This is a genomic window from Pseudescherichia sp. AS216, assembly GCF_037152055.1.
Classification (GTDB): Bacteria; Pseudomonadota; Gammaproteobacteria; order Enterobacterales; family Enterobacteriaceae; genus Pseudescherichia.
On the sequence record NZ_JBBCMV010000007.1, the window covers coordinates 145,833 to 168,199 of the forward strand.

Annotated in this window: 22 protein-coding genes; 9 read left to right on the plus strand and 13 right to left on the minus strand. The window is 56.9% G+C overall.

Annotated elements, in window-relative coordinates; all coding sequences use genetic code 11:
- Nucleotides 1-69 precede the first annotated feature (69 nt).
- The 9 genes from dgoD to dnaA all read right to left on the minus strand — a co-directional run bounded on the left by dgoD (nt 70) and on the right by dnaA (nt 11,411).
- Nucleotides 70-1,218, minus strand: a complete 1,149-nt coding sequence (gene dgoD, locus WFN61_RS18615) for a galactonate dehydratase (RefSeq protein WP_337039076.1) — start codon at nt 1,216-1,218, stop codon at nt 70-72.
- Nucleotides 1,215-1,832 (minus strand): 2-dehydro-3-deoxy-6-phosphogalactonate aldolase, encoded by a 618-nt coding sequence (locus tag WFN61_RS18620; RefSeq protein WP_238082277.1) that lies wholly within the window; start codon nt 1,830-1,832, stop codon nt 1,215-1,217. Before WFN61_RS18620 ends, dgoD begins: the two co-directional genes overlap by 4 nt.
- Nucleotides 1,816-2,694 carry a 2-dehydro-3-deoxygalactonokinase gene (locus WFN61_RS18625; protein ID WP_144818279.1) on the minus strand — a complete coding sequence of 293 codons (879 nt, stop codon included), beginning with the start codon at nt 2,692-2,694 and terminating at the stop codon, nt 1,816-1,818. The genes WFN61_RS18620 and WFN61_RS18625 overlap by 17 nt, the downstream gene beginning before the upstream one ends.
- Nucleotides 2,691-3,380, minus strand: a complete 690-nt coding sequence (gene dgoR / locus WFN61_RS18630; RefSeq protein ID WP_103820568.1) for a D-galactonate utilization transcriptional regulator DgoR — start codon at nt 3,378-3,380, stop codon at nt 2,691-2,693. Before dgoR ends, WFN61_RS18625 begins: the two co-directional genes overlap by 4 nt.
- Nucleotides 3,381-4,418: 1,038 nt before the next feature.
- Nucleotides 4,419-5,231, minus strand: a complete 813-nt coding sequence (gene yidA / locus WFN61_RS18635) for a sugar-phosphatase (RefSeq protein WP_238082274.1) — start codon at nt 5,229-5,231, stop codon at nt 4,419-4,421.
- A 161-nt stretch (nt 5,232-5,392) separates the two neighbouring features.
- The gene (gene gyrB / locus WFN61_RS18640) at nt 5,393-7,807 is read right to left on the minus strand and encodes a DNA topoisomerase (ATP-hydrolyzing) subunit B (RefSeq protein ID WP_144818275.1); all 2,415 of its coding nucleotides are present in this window, start codon (nt 7,805-7,807) and stop codon (nt 5,393-5,395) included.
- A gap of 28 nt (nt 7,808-7,835) precedes the next feature.
- On the minus strand, nt 7,836-8,909 hold the full coding sequence (gene recF / locus WFN61_RS18645; protein WP_144818274.1) for a DNA replication/repair protein RecF: 1,074 nt from the start codon (nt 8,907-8,909) through the stop codon (nt 7,836-7,838).
- On the minus strand, nt 8,909-10,009 hold the full coding sequence (dnaN, locus tag WFN61_RS18650; protein WP_042393465.1) for a DNA polymerase III subunit beta: 1,101 nt from the start codon (nt 10,007-10,009) through the stop codon (nt 8,909-8,911). The genes recF and dnaN overlap by 1 nt, the downstream gene beginning before the upstream one ends.
- Before the next feature lie 4 nt (nt 10,010-10,013).
- The gene (gene dnaA, locus WFN61_RS18655; RefSeq protein WP_042393469.1) at nt 10,014-11,411 is read right to left on the minus strand and encodes a chromosomal replication initiator protein DnaA; all 1,398 of its coding nucleotides are present in this window, start codon (nt 11,409-11,411) and stop codon (nt 10,014-10,016) included.
- Nucleotides 11,412-11,709: 298 nt separating this feature from the next.
- Here dnaA and WFN61_RS20995 point away from each other — a divergent pair, with 298 nt between their 5' ends.
- The 6 genes from WFN61_RS20995 to mnmE all read left to right on the plus strand — a co-directional run bounded on the left by WFN61_RS20995 (nt 11,710) and on the right by mnmE (nt 15,874).
- A complete protein-coding gene (locus tag WFN61_RS20995; RefSeq protein WP_436880908.1) occupies nt 11,710-11,790 on the plus strand; it encodes a hypothetical protein in 81 nt (26 codons plus the stop codon).
- Nucleotides 11,791-12,019: 229 nt separating this feature from the next.
- The gene (gene rpmH / locus WFN61_RS18660; RefSeq protein ID WP_003849659.1) at nt 12,020-12,160 is read left to right on the plus strand and encodes a 50S ribosomal protein L34; all 141 of its coding nucleotides are present in this window, start codon (nt 12,020-12,022) and stop codon (nt 12,158-12,160) included.
- Nucleotides 12,161-12,175: 15 nt separating this feature from the next.
- The gene (gene rnpA / locus WFN61_RS18665) at nt 12,176-12,535 is read left to right on the plus strand and encodes a ribonuclease P protein component (RefSeq protein ID WP_042393473.1); all 360 of its coding nucleotides are present in this window, start codon (nt 12,176-12,178) and stop codon (nt 12,533-12,535) included.
- The gene (yidD, locus tag WFN61_RS18670; RefSeq protein ID WP_312777735.1) at nt 12,499-12,756 is read left to right on the plus strand and encodes a membrane protein insertion efficiency factor YidD; all 258 of its coding nucleotides are present in this window, start codon (nt 12,499-12,501) and stop codon (nt 12,754-12,756) included. The genes rnpA and yidD overlap by 37 nt, the downstream gene beginning before the upstream one ends.
- Nucleotides 12,757-12,758: 2 nt before the next feature.
- The gene (gene yidC / locus WFN61_RS18675; protein WP_312235660.1) at nt 12,759-14,405 is read left to right on the plus strand and encodes a membrane protein insertase YidC; all 1,647 of its coding nucleotides are present in this window, start codon (nt 12,759-12,761) and stop codon (nt 14,403-14,405) included.
- A 104-nt stretch (nt 14,406-14,509) separates the two neighbouring features.
- Complete coding sequence (gene mnmE / locus WFN61_RS18680; protein WP_337039078.1) at nt 14,510-15,874, plus strand: tRNA uridine-5-carboxymethylaminomethyl(34) synthesis GTPase MnmE; 1,365 nt, start codon at nt 14,510-14,512, stop codon at nt 15,872-15,874.
- A gap of 420 nt (nt 15,875-16,294) precedes the next feature.
- Here the strand turns inward: mnmE and WFN61_RS18685 are convergent, their stop codons facing one another.
- Nucleotides 16,295-16,705 (minus strand): hypothetical protein, encoded by a 411-nt coding sequence (locus WFN61_RS18685; RefSeq protein WP_257758851.1) that lies wholly within the window; start codon nt 16,703-16,705, stop codon nt 16,295-16,297.
- Between the two features lie 549 nt (nt 16,706-17,254).
- On the opposite strand from WFN61_RS18685, the gene WFN61_RS18690 reads away from it, so the two are divergent.
- Both WFN61_RS18690 and WFN61_RS18695 read left to right on the plus strand, forming a co-directional pair.
- On the plus strand, nt 17,255-17,980 hold the full coding sequence (locus WFN61_RS18690) for a 4'-phosphopantetheinyl transferase family protein (protein ID WP_312178412.1): 726 nt from the start codon (nt 17,255-17,257) through the stop codon (nt 17,978-17,980).
- 34 nt (nt 17,981-18,014) lie between these two features.
- Nucleotides 18,015-18,581 carry an NADPH-dependent FMN reductase gene (locus WFN61_RS18695; RefSeq protein WP_042393482.1) on the plus strand — a complete coding sequence of 189 codons (567 nt, stop codon included), beginning with the start codon at nt 18,015-18,017 and terminating at the stop codon, nt 18,579-18,581.
- A gap of 44 nt (nt 18,582-18,625) precedes the next feature.
- On the opposite strand, the gene WFN61_RS18700 is transcribed toward WFN61_RS18695, so the two are convergent.
- Entirely contained in the window at nt 18,626-19,963 is a 1,338-nt protein-coding gene (locus tag WFN61_RS18700) for an NCS2 family permease (RefSeq protein ID WP_257758853.1), read from the minus strand.
- A gap of 169 nt (nt 19,964-20,132) precedes the next feature.
- Between WFN61_RS18700 and yieH the strand changes: the two genes are divergently transcribed.
- The gene (yieH, locus tag WFN61_RS18705; RefSeq protein WP_144818267.1) at nt 20,133-20,798 is read left to right on the plus strand and encodes a 6-phosphogluconate phosphatase; all 666 of its coding nucleotides are present in this window, start codon (nt 20,133-20,135) and stop codon (nt 20,796-20,798) included.
- A 47-nt stretch (nt 20,799-20,845) separates the two neighbouring features.
- On the opposite strand, the gene phoU is transcribed toward yieH, so the two are convergent.
- On the minus strand, nt 20,846-21,571 hold the full coding sequence (gene phoU / locus WFN61_RS18710) for a phosphate signaling complex protein PhoU (RefSeq protein WP_042393573.1): 726 nt from the start codon (nt 21,569-21,571) through the stop codon (nt 20,846-20,848).
- Nucleotides 21,572-21,584: 13 nt separating this feature from the next.
- Nucleotides 21,585-22,358, minus strand: a complete 774-nt coding sequence (gene pstB / locus WFN61_RS18715; protein WP_144818266.1) for a phosphate ABC transporter ATP-binding protein PstB — start codon at nt 22,356-22,358, stop codon at nt 21,585-21,587.
- Nucleotides 22,359-22,367 lie beyond the last annotated feature (9 nt).

The following is a 22,367-nucleotide window of genomic DNA, read 5'->3' on the forward strand; positions in this document are numbered from 1 at the left end:
ATATGCACGAGGCGATCCCTCTGTTCATATACAGGCGGTTAGCTATCGTTATTTTTTTGAATCAGGAAATTACCACTCGGCTACGGAACCGTCTTCATGTCGCCATAATGGATTGCGCCAGTCGGTGACATCTTTACTGCGGGCAATAACCTGCTCTTCATCAATCTCTACGCCCAGGCCTGGCTTCATCAACGGTTTGAAGAAGCCGCCTTCCATGTTGAAGTCCTCTTTGTTTTTCACAAAGTCGAGCAGCTCCGCGCCCTGATTGTAGTGAATGCCCATGCTCTGCTCCTGGAACACCGCATTGTGGGAGACAAAGTCCACGTGCAGACAGGCCGCCAGCGCAATCGGGCCAAGCGGACAGTGCGGTGCCAGCGCCACGTCGTACGCCTCTGCCATGCCGGCAATTTTGTAGCACTCGGTGATGCCCCCGGCGTGGGAGAGATCGGGCTGGAGAATGGCCAGACCGCCCGCTTCCAGCACGCGCTTAAATTCGAAGCGTGAGAACATCCGCTCCCCGGCGGCAATCGGAATATGGGTTTGCGCAGCCAGCTTCGGATAATATTCCGCCTGCTCGGCCAGCACCGGCTCTTCAATAAACAGCGGACGGTACGGCTCCAGCTCTTTAATTAATATTTTCGCCATCGGGGCGCTAACGCGGCCGTGGAAATCGAGGCCAAATTCAATTTCATTGCCAAAGGCTTCGCGGATCTGCGCGGCGGTATTTACCGCGGCTTCCACTTTACGGAAATCATCAATAATCGATAACTCTTCGCAGCCGTTTAATTTAAACGTATCGAAGCCAATTTCGCGCAGTTTAGTAATACCCGCGATGGCTTCCGCCGGACGATCGCCGCCCACCCAGCTGTAGGCCTTGATTTTATCGCGTACCAGACCGCCCATCAGCTGCCAGACCGGGGCATCCAAGACTTTACCTTTAATGTCCCAGAGCGCCTGGTCTATACCGGCGATGGCGCTCATCAGGATCGGGCCGCCACGGTAGAAGCCCGCGCGGTACATGACCTGCCACAGGTCGTTGATGCGGGCTGGATCCTGGCCAATCAGATATTCGCCCAGCTCGTGAACGGCCGCCTCAACGGTACGCGCCCGGCCTTCGATCACCGGTTCACCCCAGCCCACCACGCCTTCGTCAGTCTCGATTTTCAAAAACATCCAGCGCGGGGGTAAACGGTAGGTGGTTAGTTTAGTAATTTTCATTGCACTGCCTCTCGATACGCTTTTACAAATGCGGCTGCCTGCTGCGCGGTGCGCTCAACGGATTGCCCGGCACGGTAGAGATCGCTGCCCAGTCCGGCACCGGCACAGCCTGCCTTGAGCCACTGGGTCAGGTTTTCCGGCGTGACGCCCCCCACGGCGAACACAGGGATTTCCGGCGGAAGCACGGCCTTCAGCGCTTTGATGTAGTCCGGGCCAAACGCCGAAGAGGGGAATATTTTCAGCGACTGAGCACCGGCCTCAATCGCCGTAAAGGCTTCGGTTGCCGTCGCACAGCCGGGGCAGACTGTCATGCCGTACGCCACCGCCCGGCGGATAATCTCCGGGTTAATATTTGGCGTGACCAGCAGGGTGCAGCCCATCTCCGCAAGCGTATCGACCTGCTCAGGCTTTAATACCGTGCCCGCGCCAATTAAGGCTTTATCACCAAAGGCTTTTACCATTGCGGGAATGCTCTCTTCCCAGCGGGGTGAGTTGAGCGGAATTTCGACCGCTTCAAACCCGGCCTCGATCACCGCCGCCACGTGGGCGTGCGCCTCTTCGGGCGTGATGCCGCGCAGAATTGCGATTAGCGGGAGTTTATTTTGCCACTGCATGAGCGATGCTCCTTATACCTGCCTGAAATGCGTCGTCGCCGCGTAGCGCCTGCGTCTTATAGCCCAGCAGGTCAAAAGCCTGCTGGTAGCGTGCGGTCAGCGAGGGGTTGGCAACGAGGGTGATGGTCTGCTGCGGCGCGATCCAGGCTTTCATGCTCGCCAATTCGCTGCCAATGAGCAGACCGGAAAGAAATTCGCTCACCTGTTCACGCGCCAGCGCGCCGAGCACGTGGGAAGCCCGCACTTCAAACAGGCGAGGCAGCAGATCGGGCGAGTCAAGGCCGCGGGTTAAGCCAGCGGTGAAGGCATCCGGGGAGGTCTCCTGCTCGGGCAGGCCTGCACCCACCAGCGTATGGTTAAGCAGCACGTGATGCAGCTCGCCGGTCATCACGGTGTGAAAGTCGCTCACCTGCTCGCTATCGGCCAGCACCCATTTGCAGTGGGTGCCGGGCATGACATACACCTGGGCGGGCTGGAGATCGCGCGCGCCGAGCAGCTGAGTCTCTTCGCCGCGCATCACGTTATGGTTATCTTCCTGGTTGACGCACAGGCCGGGAACGATCCAGATATTGTCGGCAACGGCGGTAATCTGCTGGCCAATATCGTCAAAGCGGGCCGGGCAAGGGAGATACGGGACGTTGACCCAGCCGGCATTGCTGCCGACCATGCCCGCCATTACCACAGGCGTGTTTTCCCGCGCCCAGCCCTCGGTGATCTGCGCTAATACCGCCTCGAAGGTGCGTCCGTTCAGGCGGGTTACGCCCGCTTCAGACTGCCTGCTTTCAAGGCATTCATCGCCCTGATAGTGCCAGGCGCGAAGATTGGTGGAACCCCAGTCGATGGCGATATAGCGTGATGTCATGTTATTTCCTTCAGCCTTTGAGTTGAGCTGGCGATCATAGTCAGCGCCGCCTGCTCTGCTGCATCGCCGTCCTGATGCCGGATCGCATCAAACAGCGCCTTATGTTCCTGAAGCGTCTTCGGCATGTTGGCCTCGTCCCCGCGCCAGGTCTGTTCAAATACTGCCCGCTGCAGGGAGCCAATCGCCACCGTCAGCTGCTGGAGAACGGGATTGTGCACCGACTGCAGCACGGCGTCGTGATAGCGGATATCCGCTTCGTTGAACGCTTCCCGATTCTGGTTATTGGCGATCATGTCGTTGAGCGCCGCCTCAATCTGCGCCAGATCGCTGGAGGTAGCTCGCTCAGCCGCCCAGCGGGCAATGGCTGGCTCTACCAGGTTGCGCACCTCGCTCATCGCGCTGATTAGTCGGGGGTCGTAGTCGTTCTCCAGCACCCACTGCAGCACCTCGGTATCAAGGTAGTTCCACTGGTTGCGTGCCGCGACAAACGCCCCGCGATAGCGCTTCATCTCAATGAGCCGCTTCGCCATCAGGGAGCGAAAGACTTCCCGGATGATGTTGCGCGAGGTTTCAAACTCTTCACACAGGTCGGTCTCGGAAGGCAGCCCTGCGCCAGGGACGTATTTGCCGCTGACAATCTGCCGCCCGAGGGTGGCGATGATGCGGTCCGTTTTTGTAATGGTCATGTCAGATCCTTTAAGAAGAGGCTTTACCATTACTTTATCCTTACCGGCGTAAAAGTCCGCACTATTGAAGTACAAATATGCGAGTCGTTCGCCATACCGTGAACATATAGTAGTACAATCACTTTGGGTTGTACTACAATCCAGATCACAAAAACGACACGTGGTAAATAAACTGTAAAAAAACGGGGGGCAATAAAAAACCCGCAGCGGTGGGCTAATGCCAGTCAGTTAAGCTGCTGGAGAAGGGAAATATGTGACTCTGGTATATGTGTTCCGTTCACCTCATGTAGGGCAGAACATATAACGAGTGTCACACGTGAACGTGATAAGGGGGCCACCGCGGCCCCCTTATCGATCCCCGCGGCCCCGCAGGGAAACCGGTGCTGCGCACTGCGCTCACCTCCCGTCCGGCTGACCGACGGTCGGCTCGACTCGAGATTACTCGTCCCATCCCCAGGACTCGCCCCTTCGGGGCCAACGCAAAGCGTTGTTCAAAATCGCTCCGGGCGATTTTGTCCTGTCTCGTTTCGCCTCTGGCCGCCCTCCCTGGCGTCCAGTCCTTGTCATCCGGTCTCCGGTTCGCCGGTTTCAGCGGGGACTCAACACCCGCGCTGTGAGACTGGAATCTATAGCGACAAAGACATCGCTGTAGGCTCGGAATTAAAGCGAGGTGTTGGGTCCGGCTGAAAATCGCCGGGGCGTTCACTTCTGGCCGGGGCAGCCCGCATGGATGCGGGCTGAGGGCGTGCCTTACAGGGAAGTTACCTCACGCCCGACCCGAAAGCCGGAAGGGATAAGCCGAGGCACCCGCGCAGCGGCGATTTTCCCTGCCGGGAGCCCGGGTCGCCAGGGTGGTGGCGGCGAGCCACCCTGGCACGTTCACGTGTGTAGGTTTCCCAAAGGAGCACCGTCCATGAGGTGAACGGAAACCTTAGCGACCCTTCATATTCTTCCCGCCCTTGCCAAAAAATGCCAGTCGGCTTAACTGACTGGCATTACAGCGGTGGGCGGGTTTTTAGCGGACGGGAGGAGCGAAATTTAGTTCAGGACAAACTTCTCGATAGCGTAAGCCACTCCATCTTCAAGGTTGGTTTTAGTCACAAAGTTAGCGACCTCTTTCACCGACGGAATAGCATTGTCCATGGCAACACCCATACCGGCATACTCCAGCATCGCGATGTCATTTTCCTGATCGCCAATCGCCATCACCTCTTCCGGCTTGATGTTCAGCGCATCGGCCAGCGATTTCACACCGGTGCCCTTGGTGACGCTTTTATCGAGGATTTCAAGGAAGTAAGGCGCACTTTTCAGCACGGTGTACTTCTCTTTTACCTCTGCCGGAATGCGCGCTATCGCCTGATCGAGGATCGCCGGCTCGTCAATCATCATGACTTTCAGCAGCTGGATGGCCGGATCCATCTTCTCGGCTTCGCAGAACACCAGCGGAATGGTCGCGACGTAGGATTCGTGCACCGTGTAGTAACTGATGTCGCGGTTAGCGGTATAGAGCGTGTTGCGGTCGAGCGCATGGAAGTGGGAGCCTACCTCGCGGGAGAGCTGTTCGAGGTAGCGGTAGTCGTCATAGCTGAGCGGGGTCTGCGCCACGGTGCTGCCGTCGCTGGCTTTCTGCACCAGCGCGCCGTTATAGGTGATGCAGTAATCGCCTGGCCTGTCCATATGCAGCTCTTTCAAATAGTTGTGCACGCCGGCATAGGGACGCCCGGTGGTGAGCACAACGTTGACCCCACGCTCACGCGCGGCGGCAATCGCATTTTTAACAGCAGGTGAAATGGTATGGTCCGGCAGCAGCAAGGTGCCGTCCATGTCGATTGCAATGAGTTTAATAGCCATGGTTTCCCCAGCGTAAAAGAGTTAACTCTTATGCTAGCGTGATTCTGCGCAAAAGACAGTAAGTGCAAGGAGGGAAAAGGGGGACAGGAGCGGAGCGGTATATTCCCCATTTACAGGAGTGGTAGCCCCGGCAGCGTCACTGCCGCCGGGGAACAGACCGATTAGATATCGATATTCGCCGCTTTCAGGGCGTTCTCTTCGATAAACGCACGACGCGGTTCAACGGCATCGCCCATCAGCGTAGTGAAGAGCTGATCGGCAGCAATCGCATCCTTCACGGTCACGCGCAGCATGCGGCGGCTCTCCGGATCCATGGTGGTTTCCCACAGCTGCTCCGGGTTCATCTCGCCCAGCCCTTTATAGCGCTGAATCGCCAGGCCACGACGGGACTCCTTCACCAGCCACTCCAGCGCCTGCTCAAAGCTGGCAATCGGCTGACGACGCTCGCCACGTTCGATATAGGCATCCTCTTCGATCAGGCCGCGCAGCTTCTCACCCAGCGTGCACAGACGACGATACTCACCACCGATAATGAACTCATGATCCAGCGGATAGTCGGTATCCACACCGTGAGTACGCACGCGGATAATCGGCTCGAACTGTTTCAGCTCGGCGTCTTCACGCACGTCGTACTTCCAGGTGCTGCCGTGCACGTCGTTTTCGTTCAGCGTGGCGATCAGCGCAGAGACCCAGCGGGTCACTTTCGCTTCGTCTGTGAGATCGGCCTCTTGCAGCGTCGGCTGGTAGACAAGCTCTTTCAGCAGCGCACGCGGGAAACGACGCTCCATGCGGGTAATCATTTTCTGCGTGGCGTTATACTCGGAGACCATTTTCTCCAGCGCCTCACCGGCCAGCGCAGGTGCGCCTTCGGTAGTGTGCAGGGTGGCACCATCCAACGCGATAGAGATCTGATACTGATCCATCGCCTCGTCATCCTTGATGTACTGCTCCTGCTTGCCCTTTTTCACCTTGTAGAGCGGCGGCTGAGCGATGTACACGTGACCACGCTCAATGATCTCCGGCATCTGGCGATAGAAGAAGGTCAGCAGCAGCGTACGGATGTGCGAGCCATCAACGTCCGCATCGGTCATGATGATGATGCTGTGATAGCGCAGCTTGTCCGGGTTGTACTCGTCACGGCCAATGCCGCAGCCCAGGGCGGTGATCAGCGTCGCCACTTCCTGAGAGGCCAGCATCTTGTCGAAACGGGCCTTCTCAACGTTAAGGATCTTACCCTTCAGCGGCAGGATAGCCTGATTCTTACGGTTACGGCCCTGCTTCGCCGAGCCGCCCGCCGAGTCCCCTTCCACCAGGTAGAGTTCGGAGTGGGCCGGGTCGCGTTCCTGACAGTCCGCCAGCTTGCCCGGCAGGCCTGCGAGATCCAGCGCGCCTTTACGGCGGGTCATCTCACGGGCACGACGTGCCGCTTCACGGGCGCGGGCCGCGTCGATAATTTTACCGACGACGATTTTAGCGTCGGACGGGTTTTCCAGCAGGTATTCGCTCAGCAGCTCGTTCATCTGCTGTTCAACCGCCGATTTTACCTCAGAGGAGACCAGCTTGTCTTTGGTCTGAGAGGAGAATTTCGGATCCGGCACTTTTACCGAAACAACGGCGATCAGGCCTTCACGAGCGTCATCACCGGTAGCGCTGACCTTGGCTTTCTTGCTGTAGCCCTCTTTGTCCATGTAGGCATTCAGGGTACGGGTCATTGCCGCACGGAAGCCCGCAAGGTGGGTACCGCCGTCGCGCTGCGGAATGTTGTTGGTAAAGCAGTAGATGTTTTCCTGGAAGCCATCGTTCCACTGGAGCGCAACTTCTACGCCGATACCGTCTTTTTCTGTGGAGAAATAGAACACGTTCGGGTGAATAGGCGTTTTGTTCTTGTTGAGGTACTCAACAAAGGCCTTGATGCCGCCTTCGTAATGGAAGTGGTCCTCTTTACCGTCGCGCTTGTCCTGCAGGCGAATGGAAACGCCAGAGTTCAGGAATGACAGCTCGCGCAGGCGCTTGGCCAGGATATCGTACTCAAATTCGGTGACGTTGGTGAAGGTCTCCAGGCTAGGCCAGAAACGCACCACGGTACCGGTAACGTCGGTATCGCCGGTCACTGCCAGCGGTGCCTGCGGCACACCGTGCACGTAGGTCTGCTGGTGCACTTTGCCTTCACGGCGGATCAGCAGCTCAAGCTTTTGCGACAGGGCGTTAACCACGGAGACGCCCACGCCGTGCAGGCCGCCGGACACTTTATAGGAGTTATCATCGAATTTACCGCCTGCGTGCAGCACGGTCATGATAACTTCAGCGGCGGAGACGCCCTCTTCCGGGTGAATACCGGTCGGGATCCCACGGCCATCATCCGAGACCGACACGGAGTTATCGGCGTGGATCGTCACGACGATATCTTTACAGTGACCCGCGAGCGCCTCGTCGATAGCGTTATCTACCACCTCAAATACCATATGGTGCAGGCCGGTACCGTCATCCGTGTCGCCGATATACATACCCGGGCGCTTACGCACCGCATCCAGCCCTTTCAGGACTTTGATACTGGAGGAGTCATAAGAATTCGACATCAACGTTTCTCGCTCAATTTGTCTTGGATTAGTCTGCTATTTTACCCTTTTCCACGGTGAACATCTTCGAATTTTTGTCCGACATGTCCATTACGTGTTCAGCGCTAATCGCGCTGACAAAGACCTGTGATTGCGTGGCTTTTAAGCGGCTGGCCAGCAGCGCGCGCCGCGTGTCATCAAGCTCTGAGGCAAAATCATCTATGAGGTACAAACAGCGCCGCCCGCTCTCGCGGGTCAGGAACTCCCCCTGCGCCAGGCGCAGGGCGCACATCAGCAGCTTAAGCTGCCCGCGGGAGAGAGTATCCTCCACCGGCGCGCCGTCGGCACGAATGCGAAAATCCGCCTTGTGTGGGCCGTGGGCGGTATAGGTCAGCGCCCTGTCGCGCTCAAAGCTGCGCGCCAGCACCTCGCCGTAGTCAGCTTCTTTTTCCCAGCCGCGCTGGAAAGAGAAGCTCAGGGAGAACTCCGGCAGAAACTGCTTACAGGTGTCCGCCATGTCCTGGGCGATAGCGGTGCTGTACTCGGCTCGCCAGCGGCTGATCTGCTCCGCCAGCGGGATCAGCTCTTTGTCCCATGCACGAAGCTGGGCGTATTGCGTCACCTGGCGCAGGGCGGCGTTGCGCTGCTTCAGGAGCCGCTTCAGGTTGCTCCAGGCAGTAAAGAACCCGGCTTCGTTATGGAAGCATCCCCAGTCGAGGAAGGCTCTTCTGTATTTGGGGCCGCCGTTGAGTAAAGTAAACCCCTCGGGCGTAATCAGCTGCATTGGCATCAGCAGCGCCAGCTCGGCCACTTTGTGGCCGTCGGTGCCGTCGATGCGAACGGTGCTGTCCCCATGCTTATCTTTGGTCAGGCCGATGGAGGTTTCACGCTCTTCGCCCTGTAAACGACCATGCAGGATAAACGCCTCCTGCTCGTGGCGAATGACGCGACCAATCTGCAAACTGCGAAACGCCCGGCCGTGGCCGAGCGTATAGATCGCTTCCAGCACGCTGGTCTTGCCGCTGCCGTTAGCGCCAACTAAGAAGTTAAAGCCGGGGGAGAGAGCAAGATCCGCGCTTTCGATATTGCGAAAGTCGCGGATCAACAGGCGGGTGAGCGACATTACAGTCTCATTGGCATAACAACGTAAGCCGCACTTTGGCTGGCGGCATCTTCAATCTGTACGCTCGATACGGAATCGGTCAGCAGAATACGCACGTTTTCGCACTTCAGGGCGTTGAGTACGTCCAGCACGTAGCTAACGTTAAAGCCGATCTCCATTTCTGTCCCGGCGTAGGTGACGTCGAGGATCTCTTCGGCTTCTTCCTGCTCGGGGTTGTTAGCAGTGATCTTAAGCTGATTTTCGCTGACGTAGAGACGCACGCCGCGGAACTTCTCGTTAGAGAGAATGGCCGCGCGGGCAAAGGCCTGCTTGAGAATATCGCACCCGGCGTCGAGGTGCTTATCCGGGTTCTTCGGCAGCACGCGGCGGTAGTCCGGGAAGCGACCATCCACCAGCTTGGAGGTGAAGATAAAGTCGCCCACGTGTGCGCGGATGTTATTGCTGCCAATCTGCACGCGCAGCGGTGTCTCTCCACCGTCGAGCATACGCATCAGCTCAATGACACCTTTACGCGGCACGATCACCGAATGGTTTGGCAGCGACTGCCCAACCGGCATGGAACAGACCGCCAGACGGTGGCCGTCGGTCGCCACGGTGCGCAGCTCTTCGCCTTCGGTTTCAAACAGCATGCCGTTCAGGTAGTAGCGCACGTCCTGATGGGCCATCGAGAACTGGGTCGCCTCGATCAGGCGCTTCATGGTCGCCTGCGGCAGGGTAAACTCTACTTCGCTCTGCCAGTCGTCGAGGTTCGGGAAATCCGCTGCCGGCAAGGTCGACAGTGAGAAACGGCTGCGCCCGGAGCGCACCAGCATCCGGTCGCCCTCCAGCTGCACGGCGATCTCTGCGCCTTCCGGCAGGCCGCGGCAAATATCGAAGAATTTGCGCGCCGGGACGGTGGTTGCGCCGGGTTCATGCGGCTGGGCCAGCACGACGCGGGCGACCATCTCCATCTCCAGATCGGTGCCGGTCAGGGACAGCGCGCCGTCGGCCACCTGCAGCAGCAGGTTGCCCAGGATCGGCAGCGTAGGACGGCCTCCCAGCGGGCCACTGACCTGCTGAAGCGGTTTTAATAGGTGTTCACGTTCAACGGTAAATTTCATAGCATCACGACGATAGAGTTCGGATTAAATTGGAGAAATCTTCTTTGATATCATGGCTCTCTTCACGCAGCTGCTCGATTTTACGGCAGGCGTGGAGCACGGTCGTATGGTCGCGGCCGCCAAACGCATCGCCGATCTCCGGCAGGCTGTGGTTGGTCAGCTCTTTGGCCAGCGCCATCGCCATCTGGCGCGGACGCGCTACCGAGCGGGATCGGCGCTTGGAGAGCAGATCCGCCACTTTAATTTTGTAGTACTCCGCCACCGTCTTTTGAATATTGTCGATGGTGACCAGCTTTTCCTGGAGCGCCAGCAGATCGCGCAGCGCTTCACGAACGAAATCGATGGTAATGGCGCGGCCGGTGAAGTTGGCGTTGGCGATCACGCGGTTCAGCGCCCCCTCCAGCTCACGCACGTTGGAGCGCAGACGTTTGGCAATAAAGAACGCCACTTCGCCCGGCAGACGAATGTCGTTTTCGTCGGCCTTTTTCATCAGGATCGCCACGCGGGTTTCGAGCTCAGGCGGCTCGATCGCCACGGTCAATCCCCAGCCAAAGCGCGACTTCAGACGATCCTCGACGCCGTTGATCTCTTTTGGATAACGATCCGAGGTAAGGATGATCTGTTGGTTGCCTTCCAGCAGGGCGTTAAAGGTGTGGAAGAACTCCTCCTGGGAGCGCTCCTTATTGGCAAAGAACTGGATGTCATCGATCAGCAGGGCATCTACGGAGCGGTAGTAACGTTTGAACTCCTCAATGGCGTTGTTCTGCAGGGCTTTTACCATGTCCTGAACAAAGCGCTCGGAGTGCATATAGACTACTTTGGCATTGGGCTTGCGCGCCACGATGCCGTTACCCACCGCGTGCAGCAGGTGCGTCTTACCGAGGCCCGTGCCACCGTAGAGAAACAGCGGGTTATATGCTCCGCCTGGGTTATCGGCCACCTGACGAGCCGCCGCGCGGGCCAGCTGGTTCGATTTACCTTCAACGAAGTTATCAAACGTATGTTTAACGTTGACGTTAGAGCGGTAGGTAGGCTCTGCCGGAGCGGGAACGTTGTCCCAGCTTGAGCGCGACGCAGGGGCGACGCGAGGCATCTGCACCGCTGCGACCTGGGCAGGCGCGGCGACGCTTGCCGGCTCCTTTAGCGTATGGGCAACCGGCCGGGTACCCACTTCAAAGCGCAGTTGCGGCGTATCCGAGCCGCAGAACTCGTTCAGCAGTCCGTTGATATTATTAAGGTACTTGTCCCTGACCCAATCGAGTACAAAACGGTTTGGCGCATACAAAGCCAGCGTGTTGTCACTCAGTTCCGCCTGCAATGGGCGGATCCACATACTGAATTCTGTGGCTGGTAACTCATCCTGCAGTCGGGCAAGACACTGCTGCCAAAGCGAAAGTGACACGGCGGACTCCACTCGAACAAAAGTCGATAATAAAAGACGAAAGCTGAAATTAATGATTGTAGACACACGTCGAAAAGACCCCTGAAGGGTGACGTGCGAACCGCTATTTGCGGTTTTTTGCCCCGATCCGGATCCGGGATGCAGGATCGGGACCGCGGATCATAACGTAAACCGCCGAAGAGATCTTCTGTTTCTCACAGATTCTTCACGATTTATCCACAGGACGATCCGAATCGGCTAAGTGTAAACGATCCTGGTGCCGGTGCGGCACGATTTAGGCCGCATATTGGAAAAATTAATGAGGATCGATAAAAAATGGCCGAAACGATCTAATGAAGATCCTGAAGGATCCTTGCGCTTTGCCCCTCAGCCCGTATAATCCTCCACCCGGCGCGCGCTGCTTGATTTCTTGCGTCGACTGCCGTCTACTTTTCAAGCAAAAACAGCAGAATTTAGGCGGTATATAAGGAAAGAGAATTGACTCTGGAGTGTACAATTATTACAATCCGGCCTCTTTAATCATCAACACTGAGGCGTAAGACGTTGGCACTGCCCAGCGGACCGACGCGAAATTCAGTGAATTCATTCAAGTTTAGGTAGAAATCGCCATGAAACGCACTTTTCAACCGTCTGTACTGAAGCGCAACCGTTCTCACGGCTTCCGTGCTCGTATGGCTACTAAAAATGGTCGTCAGGTTCTGGCACGTCGTCGTGCTAAAGGCCGCTCTCGTCTGACCGTTTCCAAGTAATAAAGCTAACCCTGAGTGGTTAAGCTCGCATTTCCCAGGGAGTTACGCTTGTTAACTCCCAATCATTTCACATTCGTCTTCCAGCAGCCACAACGGGCTGGCACGCCGCAAATCACCATCCTCGGCCGCCTGAATTCGCTGGGGCATCCCCGCATCGGTCTTACCGTCGCCAAGAAAAATGTTAAGCGTGCGCATGAACGCAACCGGATCAAACGTCTGACGCGTGAAAGCTTCCGCTTACGCCAGCATGAACTGCCAGCAATGGATTTCGTGGTGGTGGCGAAGAAGGGGGTTGCTGACCTCGATAACCGTGCTCTCACGGAAGCGTTGGAAAAACTATGGCGCCGCCACTGTCGCCTGGCTCACGGCTCCTGATAGCCCTCATTCGGGGTTATCAGCGCCTGATCAGTCCGCTGCTTGGGCCGCACTGTCGTTTCACACCGACCTGTTCGCAATATGGAATTGAGGCATTGCGCAGGTTCGGAGTGATAAAAGGCAGTTGGTTGACGGTGAAACGCGTATTAAAATGCCACCCTTTACACCCGGGTGGCGACGACCCCGTCCCGCCAGGACCTTTTAATACCAGAGAACACTAACGATGGATTCGCAACGCAATCTTTTTGTCATCGCTTTGTTGTTCGTGTCTTTCATGATCTGGCAAGCCTGGGAGCAGGATAAAAATCCTCAGCCTCAGACGCAGCAGACCACGCAGACTACGACCACCGCAGCGGGTAGTGCCGCAGACCAGGGCGTACCAGCCAGTGGCCAGGGGAAACTCATTACCGTTAAGACCGACGTGCTGGAGCTTGTCATCAACACCCGTGGTGGTGATGTTGAGCAGGCGCTGCTGTTGGGCTACCCGAAAGAGCTGAAGTCTACCGAGCCGTTCCAGCTGCTGGAAACCACGCCTGAGTTCATCTATCAGGCACAGAGCGGCCTGACCGGTCGCGACGGCCCGGATAACCCGGCAAACGGCGCGCGTCCGCTGTATAACGTTAACAGCGATACCTTTGTGATGGCCGAAGGCCAGAACGAACTGGCGATCCCGCTGACCTACACCGACGCCGCAGGCAACACCTTCACCAAAACCTTTACTCTGAAACGCGGTGAGTATGCGGTGAACGTGGGCTACAACGTGGCGAACAGCAGCGCGAAGCCGCTGGAGATCGCAACCTTCGGCCAGCTGAAGCAATCCATCAACCTGCCAGCCCATCGCGACACCGGCAGCAGCAACTTTGCGCTGCATACCTTCCGCGGTGCGGCCTACTCTACGCCAGACGAGAAGTACGAAAAATATAAATTCGATACTATCGCCGACAACGAGAACCTGAACGTGACCTCTAACGGCGGCTGGGTCGCCATGCTGCAGCAGTACTTTGCCACCGCATGGATCCCGCGCAGCGACGTCGCGAACAACTTCTACACCAGCAACCTGGGCAACGGCGTGGCCGCTATTGGCTACAAATCTGCACCGGTACTGGTTCAGCCTGGCCAGACCGCCGCGCTGACCAGCACCCTGTGGGTCGGCCCGGAAATTCAGGACAAGATGGCTGCCGTTGCGCCGCATCTGGACCTGACCGTAGACTACGGCTGGCTGTGGTTTATCTCTCAGCCGCTGTTTAAGCTGCTGAAGTGGATCCACAGCTTCCTGGGTAACTGGGGCTTCTCAATCATCATCATCACCTTTATCGTTCGTGGCATCATGTACCCGCTGACCAAAGCGCAGTACACCTCCATGGCGAAGATGCGTATGCTGCAGCCTAAGATTCAGGCCATGCGTGAGCGTCTGGGCGATGATAAACAGCGTCAGAGCCAGGAGATGATGGCCCTGTATAAAGCTGAGAAGGTTAACCCGCTGGGCGGCTGCTTACCGCTGGTTATCCAGATGCCTATCTTCCTTGCGCTGTACTACATGCTGATGGGCTCCATTGAGCTGCGCCATGCGCCGTTCGCCCTGTGGATCCATGACCTGTCTGCACAGGACCCGTACTACATCCTGCCGATCCTGATGGGCGTGACGATGTTCTTCATCCAGAAGATGTCGCCGACCACCGTGACCGACCCGATGCAGCAGAAGATCATGACCTTTATGCCGGTCATCTTTACGGTCTTCTTCCTGTGGTTCCCGTCTGGTCTGGTGCTGTACTATATCGTCAGCAACCTGGTGACCATTCTGCAGCAGCAGCTGATCTACCGCGGTCTGGAGAAGCGTGGCCTGCATAGCCGCGAGAAGAAAAGCTCCTAATCGTAAGCTGTAGGCCGGGTTAGCACAGCGCCACCCGGCAAAGGAAAGTACAGAGAGGGCGGTCAGATGACCGCCCTTTTTATTGGTAACAATAGAGACATATCATGAGCCATAACGACACTATCGTCGCCCAGGCAACCCCACCGGGACGCGGTGGTGTGGGCATTCTGCGTATCTCTGGTCACAAGGCCCGCGACGTCGCGCAGGCCGTGCTGGGCAAGCTGCCGAAACCGCGCTACGCCGACTACCTGCCGTTTAACGACGCGGACGGCACGGCGCTGGATCAGGGCATCGCCCTGTGGTTCCCCGGCCCGAACTCCTTTACCGGCGAAGACGTACTGGAGCTGCAGGGACACGGCGGGCCGGTGATCCTTGACCTGCTGTTAAAGCGTATCCTGACCCTGCCCGGCCTGCGCATCGCCCGCCCTGGCGAGTTTTCCGAGCGCGCGTTTCTCAACGACAAGCTGGACCTGGCCCAGGCCGAAGCGATTGCCGACCTGATCGACGCCAGCTCGGAACAGGCCGCACGCTCGGCGCTGAACTCGCTTCAGGGCGCCTTCTCTGCCCGTGTTAATCATCTGGTGGAAGCACTCACTCACCTGCGGATCTACGTAGAGGCCGCGATTGATTTTCCCGACGAGGAGATCGACTTCCTCTCCGATGGCAAAATCGAAGCGCAGCTTAACGGTGTGATGGCCGATCTCGATGCCGTACGGGCGGAAGCGCGCCAGGGCAGCCTGCTGCGTGAAGGGATGAAGGTGGTCATCGCCGGTCGCCCGAACGCCGGGAAATCGAGCCTGCTGAACGCCCTGGCCGGGCGCGAGGCGGCTATCGTGACCGATATTGCCGGCACCACCCGTGACGTGCTGCGCGAGCATATCCATATCGACGGCATGCCGCTGCATATCATCGATACTGCCGGGCTGCGCGATGCCAGCGACGAAGTCGAGCGCATCGGCATTGAGCGCGCCTGGCAGGAGATTGAGCAGGCCGACCGGGTACTGTTTATGGTCGATGGCACCACCACCGACGCCGTAGATCCGGTCGATATCTGGCCGGACTTTATCGCCCGCCTGCCCGCGAAGCTGCCGATCACCGTGGTACGTAATAAAGCCGATCTGACCGGCGAAACGCTGGGGCTCAGCGAGGTGAATGGTCACTCACTTGTCCGCCTCTCCGCCTACACCGGCGAAGGCATGGACGTGCTGCGTAACCATCTTAAGCAGAGCATGGGCTTTGATACGCAGATGGAGGGTGGCTTCCTGGCCCGTCGCCGCCATCTGCAGGCGCTGGAGCTGGCGGCAGAGCACCTGCAGCAGGGCAAAGCCCAGCTGCTCGGCGCGTGGGCAGGCGAGCTGCTGGCGGAAGAGCTGCGCCTCGCCCAGCAGAGCCTGAGCGAGATCACCGGCGAATTTACCTCCGACGACCTGTTAGGACGGATCTTCTCAAGCTTCTGTATCGGGAAGTAAGTGCTAAACGCCGGGCGGCGCTCCGCTTGCCCGGCCTACCAAACCTGCCAGACCCCAACCCCGTGTACGCGGAGCGCCGCCGAGTATAAAAAGACGGCATACATGGATTAGGAGTTATAGATAACCGAAACTAATAGCGCCTTAGGGCTGTCCATGATGCCGGACCGGTGATATTGGCAAAGTCGAAGTCATAACGGGGAGAAATCCGTGGTATTTCTTTTAGAAGATCGGGCGTTATAGTGTGCGCTCCCGGCGAACTCCATTACGATATAAGGCCAGACATAGGCCAGCGCTGCGGCAGCAAAAATAGTGACACTACCAAGCACTTTAAATGATTTACGCATGATAAGAAAACTTAAACCCATAAGCCCCATCATAACATTACGGTGAAGTTGCCCTCCACCTTGCTTCGTTATCGCGCTATTCATCACCGAGTTTGAAAATGATCCTTCCTGTCCCCATCTTAGTTTCTGAGTCCTGTGAGAATTGTTTTACAGATATATCACCATCGTCAGACAAACGAGGAAATCCTGGCCTGTACGTGATTCTGATTACACACGATGAATATTCACCTGATTTATTCTTCTGCCCTGCAACGCCAAAGCCCCCCTCCAGAACAGCCTTTATCATCCACACAGATGATTCATTATCGTAAAGGATATCAACACGATCGCCTATCTCGATTCCTGTGGTGTCCATTGCACCCCGACTAATTCTGAATCCTAGTTCAACAGAGCCAGCAGTGCGTCTGCGCTGGGTAACAGTAACGTAGTTACTTTGTACCACCCGGCCGCTTTTTGCGGCCATTGTAGATAAAGACATGAAAGCCATAAAAACCTCTTAAGATATCTATTTAATCGCATTGTACGACCGATTAATTTTCAATGACAATTATTTTTATGCGTTTTTATCCTGGAAGATTATTTTTAATTTTACCTACACGAATAAATTTAAAATTGCGTTCCCTCTAAACCTTGCGATAAAAAATATAAGTGAACACTTACCAATTTATATTTTGTATAATTGCTCTCCCCTCATTTTTTATTTTTTAAAAATGAAAAGCAGCATGAAAGGAGTACCGGTAGAGGTTGCTTAAGCCGTAACAACGGTTCTGATGCGCGTTTACCCCGTATCTTCACTTCTTTCTCGCCAGGAACAGAAACACAGCTTCTTGCGGCTACATAGTGGAGCTCGACGCACGCCTCAATATTCAGCTGCAATGGATGACGATCCTCTCCTCCTTCCTTCTATTTATCACATGAATTGTAAAAGTCCCGCAGAGTGCTTTTTACCCCCTTTTATCCGTGTTAAAACCTGCACACAATACGACATACTGCTTCTACCGTTGCGAGCGGGCTAACCATTATCATGGAGTGAAAAATGGCGACACATTTTGCAAGAGGGATCCTTACCGATGGACAGCTGGTCTCTGTCCGCCTGCCCTCGTCCTGTCACGATCGGGCCCGGGCGCTGCCGGAACACCACCGTACCCGCTACTTAGCTTCCCGCGCCCTGCTCGCCGAGCTGGTATTTATGCTCTACGGGTTAAGCGAGCTGCCTGAAATCATCATCCAGTCCAATGGCCGCCCGGTCTTTGCCGATCGCAGCCTGCCCCATTTTTCATTGGCCTATGTCGGAAACATGGTCGGCGTCGCCATCGCCACCAGCGGCCTGTGCGGTCTGAATATGGCGTTACAGCGAGCGACGCGGGGTTTTCACAGCCCTCACGCTCAGGAACCACGGGTTTTTTCCAGCAACGAAAGGCTGTGGATCAACAACCAGAGCGATCCCAACGAGGCCCAGTCGCAGATCGTGACCCTGCGGCAGAGCGTGCTGAAAATGGCCGGGCAGACGCAGGACGCGCCAGGCTTTCTGCAGCTGCTGCCAGGCTCCGGCAAGCTGCGTGCAGCGCAGGTTGCACCGATTGAGGTGCTCTGCGACGCAGAGGACGTGCTAATCTGGTCCGTGGCGGTTTCGCCCGCCATTGAAAGCCTCAAGATTTGGGAGTTTGATACGAAGCGGGGGTGGCGCGGCCTGTCAGATATTCAAACCCGAGCGAACAATCCCGCTACCCGCCTGATGCGTTTTACCAGCCTGCCTGCGTAACTCGCTTCACTACATTTACCGGTAAGGAGTAAAGATGTCTGATTCACTGCACGTCGTTACGTTACTTGGCAGCCTGCGTAAAGGCTCATTCAATGCAATGGTGGCCCGTACGCTGCCGAAAATCGCGCCGGAAGGCATGACGGTTGCGCCGCTGCCGACCATCGCCGATATCCCGCTGTACGATGCCGATATCCAGCAGGAAGAGGGTTTCCCGCAGAGCGTTGAGGCCATTGCCGAACAGATCCGCAACGCTGACGGCGTGGTGATTGTGACGCCGGAATATAACTACTCCGTACCGGGCGGCCTGAAGAACGCCATTGACTGGCTGTCACGCCTGCCCGCGCAGCCGCTGGCCGGTAAGCCGGTGCTGATCCAGACCAGCTCAATGGGCGCTATCGGCGGCGCGCGCTGCCAGTATCATCTGCGACAGATTCTGGTGTTCCTCGACGCGATGGTGATGAACAAGCCGGAGTTTATGGGCGGGGTGATCCAGAACAAGGTGGATCCGCAGACGGGCGAGGTTATCGATCAGAGCACTCTGGACCATCTGACCGGCCAGCTGACGGCGTTTGGTGATTACATCAAGAAAGTCAGGGCATAAAAAAAGCCCGGCAGCCAAGAGCCTGCCGGGCCTGTTTTTCGCTGTTAATGCGCGTCGATAAACACAATCTTCAACACAAACAGCAGCGCAACAATGATCACGCAAGGGCTAAGGTCGCGGAAGCGTCCGGTCCCAATCTTCATGATGCAGTAGGAGATGAAGCCCAGCGCAATGCCTTCGGTAATCGAGAAGCTGAACGGCATCATCACGGCGGTGATAAACGCCGGCACGGCTTCGGTCAGATCGTCCCACTTCACGCGGGAGAGGCTGGAGGTCATCAGCACGCCAACGTAGATCAGCGCACCCGCAGCGGCATACGGCGGTACCATCCCGGCCAGCGGCGACAGGAAAATCACCAGCAGGAACAGCACGCCTACCACGACGGCGGTGAGGCCGGTGCGCCCGCCGACGGAGACGCCGGAAGAGGATTCGATATAGGCAGTGACCGACGAGGTGCCGATAAAGGAGCCCGCGACAGAGGAGACGCTGTCGACAAACAGGGCCTGCTTCATACGTGGGAACTTACCCTTCTCATCTGCCAGACCGGCCTTATCGGTGACGCCAATCAGGGTTCCGGAGGAGTCGAACAGGTTGACCAGCATAAACGAGAAGATCACGCCTGCGAGGCCAAGGTTAAACGAGCCGGCGAGATCAACGTGGCCGACAACGCTGGTCACGCTCGGCGGCGCGGAGATAATCCCGCTGTAGTGCACATCGCCCAGCCACCAGCCCAGCAGGGTGGTCACCACGATGGAGACCAGCACCGCCGCGTGGACGTTACGCGAGGCCAGAATGGCGATGATAAAGAAGCCCAGCACGCCCAGCAGCACGCTGTGAGAGGTCAGGTTGCCGATGGTCACCAGCGTCTCCGGGTTCGCCACGATCACGCCAGCGTTTTTCAAACCCATCATGCCGATGAACAGACCGATACCGCTGGTGATGCCAACGCGCAGGCTCACCGGGATGTTAGCAATCATCCAGTAGCGGACGCGGAAGATGGTCAGCAGCAGCAGGCCAATAGCGCCCCAGAAGATGGCCCCCATTCCGACCTGCCACGGCAGGCCCATTGCGCCAACGACCACAAAGGCGAAGAAGGCGTTCAGACCCATCGCAGGCGCAAGCGCTACCGGCAGGTTAGCGAATAGCCCCATCAGAATGCTGCCAAAGGCGGCGATCAGACAGGTGGTAACGAATACCGCGCTGGTATCCATGCCAGCAACACCCAGAATCTGTGGGTTAACAAAGACGATATACACCATCGTCAGGAAGGTGGTAAAACCGGCGATCACCTCGGTGCGTGCCGTGGTGCCATGCTCGCGCAGTTTAAACACGCGGTCGAGCAACCCCTGGCCCGCGGCCTGGGTAGTGTGTTGTTGGCTCATTATCTATTTCCGAACAGGGAAGGAAAATTCGTCGCTATCCTATACCAAAATGCGACAATATTGACGGTTATCACACACTTTTTTTCATTGCGTTTGCTTATACGGCATCGATTGCGCGGAGGAATCTGCCGCAAGTAAACGTTAAACTTGTAATAAAACAGGAAACGGCATGTCCCAAATAGAAGCGATTTTTTTCGACTGTGATGGCACGCTGGTCGACAGCGAGGTGATCTGTTCCCGCGCGTACGTGCATATGTTCGCGCAGTTTGGTATTACGCTCGATCTGGCGGAGATTTTTAAACGCTTTAAGGGCGTTAAGCTCTACGAAATTATCGACATTATCAACGCCGAGCACGGGGTAACCCTGGAAAAAGCAGAGCTGGAGCCGATCTACCGCGCCGAGGTCGCACGCCTGTTCGATGCCGAGCTGGAGATGATTGCCGGGGCAGATGCGCTGCTGGCATCCGTCAGCGTACCAATGTGCGTGGTGTCAAACGGTCCGGTGAGCAAAATGCAGCACTCGCTTGGCAAGCTCGGGATGCTGCACTATTTCCCCGATCTGCTGTTCAGCGGCTACGATATTCAGCGCTGGAAGCCGGATCCGGCCCTAATGTTCCATGCCGCCAGCGCGCTGGACGTCGATCCGACAAAGTGCATTCTGGTGGATGACTCTGCAGCAGGGGCGCAGTCAGGGATTGATGCCGGGATGGAGGTGTTCTACTTCTGCGCCGATCCGCACAACAAGCCGATCGATCACCCGAAGGTGACCACCTTTACCGATCTGGCGCAGCTGCCGGCGTTGTGGAAAGCGCGTGGCTGGGACGTCACGCGGTAGTCATGTAGGCCCGGTAAGCGCAGCGCCACCGGGCATTTTACAGCGAATTACTCTTTCGGATCTTTCCCGGCAAGCAGCTTGTCCAGCTCGTCGCCGCCTACGTGGCGGAAATCCTGCCCCTTCACGAAGTAGAAGATGTATTCGCAGATGTTCTGGCAGCGGTCACCGATACGCTCGATAGAGCGGGCGCAGAACAGCGCGGTCAGCACGCTTGGGATGGTACGTGAGTCTTCCATCATGTAGGTCATCAGCTGGCGCACGATACCTTCGTACTCCTGATCCACCTTCTTGTCTTCACGGTAGATACGCACCGCTTCATCAAGATCCATACGGGCAAAGGCATCCAGCACGTCGTGCAGCATCTGCACCGTGTGGCGGCCCAGCGACTCCAGGCTCACCAGCAGCGGCTGGTGCTGCTGGGAGAACTTCTCCAGCGCGGTGCGGCAGATTTTATCCGCGACGTCACCGATGCGCTCCAGCTCGGCGATGGTTTTGATGATCGCCATCACCAGACGCAGGTCGCTCGCCGTCGGCTGACGCTTAGCGATAATCCGCACGCAGGCCTCGTCGATCGCCACTTCCATCATGTTGACCTGATGGTCACCGGCAACAACGCGCTTGGCCAGCTCGCTGTCCTGGTTGTGCATGGCGGTGATCGCGTCAGAGAGCTGCTGCTCTACCATCCCACCCATGGTCATCACCTGGGTGCGAATGCTCTCTAGCTCAGCGTTAAACTGGCCGGAGATATGTTTATTAAGATTTAAGTTATCCACGGTGCTCTCCCGATCAACCGTAACGGCCGGTGATATAGTCTTCTGTTTGTTTCTTCGCGGGCTTGGTGAACAGATCGTCCGTGTTGCTGAACTCAATCAACTCGCCCAGATACATAAAGGCCGTATGGTCGGAGCAACGTGCAGCCTGCTGCATGTTGTGGGTCACGATCACCACGGTGTAATCCTGCTTCAGCTCGGTGATCAGCTCTTCAATACGCCCGGTAGAGATAGGGTCGAGGGCTGAACACGGCTCATCTAACAGCAGCACTTCCGGGCGAATGGCAATACCGCGCGCAATGCACAGACGCTGCTGCTGACCACCGGAGAGAGAGTACCCGCTCTGGTGCAGTTTATCTTTGGTTTCGTTCCAGAGTGCGGCCTTGGTCAACGCCCACTGCACGCGCTCGTCCATATCGGTGCGAGAGAGCTTTTCAAACAGGCGCACGCCGAAGGCGATGTTGTCATAGATAGACATCGGGAACGGCGTTGGCTTCTGGAACACCATCCCCACCTTGGCACGCAGCAGAGCGATATCCTGGCTGTGGGTGAGAATGTTCTCGCCATCCAGCAAAATTTCACCCTCGGCGCGCTGCTCTGGATAGAGGGAGTACATTTTGTTAAAAGTACGCAGCAGGGTGGATTTACCGCAGCCTGACGGGCCGATAAACGCCGTTACCTGATTCTTGGCAATATCCAGGTTGATGTTTTTCAGGGCGTGGAACTTCCCGTAGTAGAAGTTCAAATCGCGAACCTGAATCTTGCCGGAGGTGGTGTCAACCATACTCATTTACTCTTT

What these genes read in the sequence shown, in the direction of transcription:
- WFN61_RS18620 (WP_238082277.1), bottom strand. Translation starts at nt 1,832, where the DNA reads ATGCAGTGGCAAAATAAACTCCCGCTAATCGCAATTCTGCGCGGCATC.
- yidD (WP_312777735.1), top strand. Translation starts at nt 12,499, where the DNA reads ATGGCGCCGCCACTGTCGCCTGGCTCACGGCTCCTGATAGCCCTCATT.
- WFN61_RS18695 (WP_042393482.1), top strand. Translation starts at nt 18,015, where the DNA reads ATGTCTGATTCACTGCACGTCGTTACGTTACTTGGCAGCCTGCGTAAA.
- yidA (WP_238082274.1), bottom strand. Translation starts at nt 5,231, where the DNA reads ATGGCTATTAAACTCATTGCAATCGACATGGACGGCACCTTGCTGCTG.
- WFN61_RS18685 (WP_257758851.1), bottom strand. Translation starts at nt 16,705, where the DNA reads ATGGCTTTCATGTCTTTATCTACAATGGCCGCAAAAAGCGGCCGGGTG.
- dgoR (WP_103820568.1), bottom strand. Translation starts at nt 3,380, where the DNA reads ATGACCATTACAAAAACGGACCGCATCATCGCCACCCTCGGGCGGCAG.
- yidC (WP_312235660.1), top strand. Translation starts at nt 12,759, where the DNA reads ATGGATTCGCAACGCAATCTTTTTGTCATCGCTTTGTTGTTCGTGTCT.
- WFN61_RS18700 (WP_257758853.1), bottom strand. Translation starts at nt 19,963, where the DNA reads ATGAGCCAACAACACACTACCCAGGCCGCGGGCCAGGGGTTGCTCGAC.
- recF (WP_144818274.1), bottom strand. Translation starts at nt 8,909, where the DNA reads ATGTCGCTCACCCGCCTGTTGATCCGCGACTTTCGCAATATCGAAAGC.
- WFN61_RS18625 (WP_144818279.1), bottom strand. Translation starts at nt 2,694, where the DNA reads ATGACATCACGCTATATCGCCATCGACTGGGGTTCCACCAATCTTCGC.
- dgoD (WP_337039076.1), bottom strand. Translation starts at nt 1,218, where the DNA reads ATGAAAATTACTAAACTAACCACCTACCGTTTACCCCCGCGCTGGATG.
- WFN61_RS20995 (WP_436880908.1), top strand. Translation starts at nt 11,710, where the DNA reads ATGAGGATCGATAAAAAATGGCCGAAACGATCTAATGAAGATCCTGAA.
- yieH (WP_144818267.1), top strand. Translation starts at nt 20,133, where the DNA reads ATGTCCCAAATAGAAGCGATTTTTTTCGACTGTGATGGCACGCTGGTC.
- dnaN (WP_042393465.1), bottom strand. Translation starts at nt 10,009, where the DNA reads ATGAAATTTACCGTTGAACGTGAACACCTATTAAAACCGCTTCAGCAG.
- mnmE (WP_337039078.1), top strand. Translation starts at nt 14,510, where the DNA reads ATGAGCCATAACGACACTATCGTCGCCCAGGCAACCCCACCGGGACGC.
- rpmH (WP_003849659.1), top strand. Translation starts at nt 12,020, where the DNA reads ATGAAACGCACTTTTCAACCGTCTGTACTGAAGCGCAACCGTTCTCAC.
- WFN61_RS18690 (WP_312178412.1), top strand. Translation starts at nt 17,255, where the DNA reads ATGGCGACACATTTTGCAAGAGGGATCCTTACCGATGGACAGCTGGTC.
- pstB (WP_144818266.1), bottom strand. Translation starts at nt 22,358, where the DNA reads ATGAGTATGGTTGACACCACCTCCGGCAAGATTCAGGTTCGCGATTTG.
- gyrB (WP_144818275.1), bottom strand. Translation starts at nt 7,807, where the DNA reads ATGTCGAATTCTTATGACTCCTCCAGTATCAAAGTCCTGAAAGGGCTG.